We start from the raw sequence: 2,719 nt of genomic DNA, 5'->3' as shown, positions 1-2,719 counted from the left end.
ATAAACATCTCGCTTTACTGGTATCGGTCCTCCGGTTTTAACCCGAATATAATGACGTGTCATCAAAATACCTCTCAGTGATTAGTCACGAATTCAACGACTATACTTGCTTGCCCAGCTTGTACTGTCTTATCAGCTTTAGCATAGAGAGTAAGTTCTTCATCATAAGGGATAAACTCCTTCTGATTGGTGGGCTTAACCTCTTTTACTGCCTGTTGTTTGATTTCTGCTTCACCAAACTCATTGCCGCCAGCAGTGCACCCTATTTTTACCTTCGTGTCCGAAAATGCTGTCTTGACATACACTTTAATCGAAGTGATCAAAGCACCACGAGGTAGCGTGCCTATTCTCATAGCGTTTTCTTTATCTTCATAGCTAAAATTAAGCCGCAAAAAGCTTACCTGCTGGGTATGAAGATTTCTCCCTTGCAAGGGCTGTGGTAAATAATCTGCCATGTCTTATCCCCTCAATGATTTGTTACGAATTGCACAACCACAATACATTCACCAGCCGCAGTTGTTTTATCCCGTGTTGCATAAAGGGTCATCTCCTTATCATCTGCAACAAAAGACTTTTGATCTGTTGGCGTAAAATCTTGCGTGCCTTGGGCTTTGATGTCTTTTTCACTGAACTCATTGCCGCCATAGGTGCTGCCTATCTTTAATTTTGCTTCAGAAAACGCGGTCTTGACAAAAGCCTTCATCGAAGTGATCAAAGCGCCACGAGGCAAAATTCCGATTTTTTCCGTAAGATGCTTATCTTTATGCGAGATATTCAAACGTAAGAAACTCACCTGTTGGGTGTGAAGATTTCTTCCCTGTAATGGAGGTGGTAATTGATCTGCCATGTCTTGTTTCCTCCCTATGATTAATTATCAGGTTCACCACTGTAGGTGGGGATAACAATCGTTCCAAAATCTTGCGCTGCTTGAGAGCTATTTGGAAATTTGAAACGGGTTTTCTTCATGCCAATCAGTGTTTTCGCAGACAAACCATAGTAACGTTGATAGTCGAAATGCTCTTCCACCAATTTATAGCGATTGACATTGCGATTATTTCCAAAAGCCATAACGATACTTTGTGCTCCAAGAAAAACAGCACGACGCACACTTTTTTTCGCTGTATGATCGGTAGATTTTACCCCATGGGTGACATGTTCAGATTCACGTAAAATCACACCATTATACATGCCTAAAGAACCATCAAAGATTGGGTTTTTCGCACGAGAGCCTGTGTAAGCAGCTTTCTGAATATCAAGCCACTGACCAGTCTCTGTATTGGTACGCAATTGCATCACTTGTGTTGGATGCAAATAGAGAACATAAACACTCTCCCCATTCACACGTACTGGTCGAATTTTGGGATTAGCAAGTTTCGCCATTTTTACAGCTTCGTCAATAAGCTTCAAACTAAAGCTGTGTTTTGGCGCTTCACTTAGCTCTTCATCCTTGGTTTTACCATCTGGACGGATAATTCGCTTACTACTTGGTGCAAGAGGTTCATTAAATCCATAATGCACATTCTCGATATCTATCATCCGATCTTCAAAAGAGATTGTCCTTGCTGTATATCCGCAAGCTTGAATGAAAAACATCAAGCTTAAGCGATCTGCATACCAATCAACTAAGCCATCTTTTGCTTCGTCACGCAAATCAAACGTTGTACGTTGTTGCGCTATACTACCTTCATTTTCTACACGAACTGCATGCGAAAGCTCGTCAATATATAGTCTGTCATGAAGGAATTGTAATGCCTCTTCATTCCCCTCAAGCGTCTGTCCTGAGGTAACACCCCGTCCCAAAAGCTGTGTACGTAAGCTAAATGTAACACAATCCCCTCTGCCCTTCTGTGTTTCAGTTTTAAGTTGAATAATGCTGTTTGAACCCCTGCCTATAAGAGGGGCAATAGGTATCGCCTTTGAAACTTCTGTATTTAATAATTTTGACCACGTGCTTATCGCATGAGGATCATCTGCTCTAACTGTTGTTAATGCCATTGATTTTACCTTTCTTTGCTGTAAAAAAAACCGGCTTAAAAGCCGGACCATAACCCTGCATAAAACAGGCTAATTTCTATAAAAATGCACTCTTAATACCCGTTACCAGCACCATGCAATTGCCGAAAAATTGCTTTATTTTTCGGATTTGATATCCAAGCGTCAAATTCTTCTTCTGACATCCTATCAATGCTTGCTAAAGTGATTGGTCCAACACTGCCCCCTCCTCCAGATGCTGTTAAGGTTCTCGCAGAATTCTGCCGGCTTTGAAGCGCAGCAACTTGATTATTCGCTTGAACCCCTTGGTTCTGATAGCCAAGATTTTGCGCTATTCTATAAATCTCTTCTGCCGGATTGAGATCTCTTTGTGCACAAGTCGCTACAAGAGCATGCAATTGATCTCTTATAATCGCATCTATTGTGTTTTGTTGTCCATACTCAGGATAAAGTGACGACCAAGAACTCAATTCCTTCGCACGCTTCTCATAAAGAAAATTTGCCGCATCACCAAAATCACTGGATTTATTTTGAAACGACTTAACAGAATTGTTGAAAAACTGACCAAGACGTATATCATGCTGCTGCTGTTCCTCAGCTTGTCTTAGCGCTTCTTTCTGTTCCCTAATATACGCATCCTGCTCTCGAATCTTTTTTCCCATCCAACTCATATAGCCAATAATGTCTTGTGTAGGGTCTGGGGGTGCATTTTCACCTTCAACCATTG

4 protein-coding genes are annotated in these 2,719 nt (G+C 41.3%); all 4 read right to left on the bottom strand.

Annotated features, from left to right (window positions below; translation table 11 throughout):
* Positions 1–74 precede the first annotated feature (74 nt).
* Positions 75–455: a hypothetical protein gene (locus tag ACFIK3_RS09210; RefSeq protein ID WP_375631879.1), complete on the bottom strand. Its 381-nt coding sequence runs from the start codon at positions 453–455 to the stop codon at positions 75–77.
* 11 nt (positions 456–466) lie between these two features.
* A complete protein-coding gene (locus tag ACFIK3_RS09205; protein ID WP_375637953.1) occupies positions 467–847 on the bottom strand; it encodes a hypothetical protein in 381 nt (126 codons plus the stop codon).
* A gap of 20 nt (positions 848–867) precedes the next feature.
* Positions 868–1,995, bottom strand: a complete 1,128-nt coding sequence (locus ACFIK3_RS09200; protein WP_375637952.1) for a N4-gp56 family major capsid protein — start codon at positions 1,993–1,995, stop codon at positions 868–870.
* Positions 1,996–2,087: 92 nt separating this feature from the next.
* Positions 2,088–2,719, bottom strand: a 632-nt coding sequence (locus ACFIK3_RS09195) for a hypothetical protein (protein ID WP_375676598.1), incomplete at its 5' end; no start/stop codon positions are given.

Origin of the sequence: Bartonella sp. CB10SXKL (assembly GCF_042195515.1) — a bacterium.
In the GTDB taxonomy this organism is placed as follows: Bacteria; Pseudomonadota; Alphaproteobacteria; order Rhizobiales; family Rhizobiaceae; genus Bartonella.
Note: the sequence above shows the minus strand (reverse complement) of the source record. Positions and strands in the feature narration are given on the sequence as shown.

Bases quoted from the DNA above. Each gene is read 5' to 3' on its own strand.
- ACFIK3_RS09210 (WP_375631879.1), bottom strand. From the start codon at position 455: ATGGCAGATTATTTACCACAGCCCTTGCAAGGGAGAAATCTTCATACC.
- ACFIK3_RS09205 (WP_375637953.1), bottom strand. From the start codon at position 847: ATGGCAGATCAATTACCACCTCCATTACAGGGAAGAAATCTTCACACC.
- ACFIK3_RS09200 (WP_375637952.1), bottom strand. From the start codon at position 1,995: ATGGCATTAACAACAGTTAGAGCAGATGATCCTCATGCGATAAGCACG.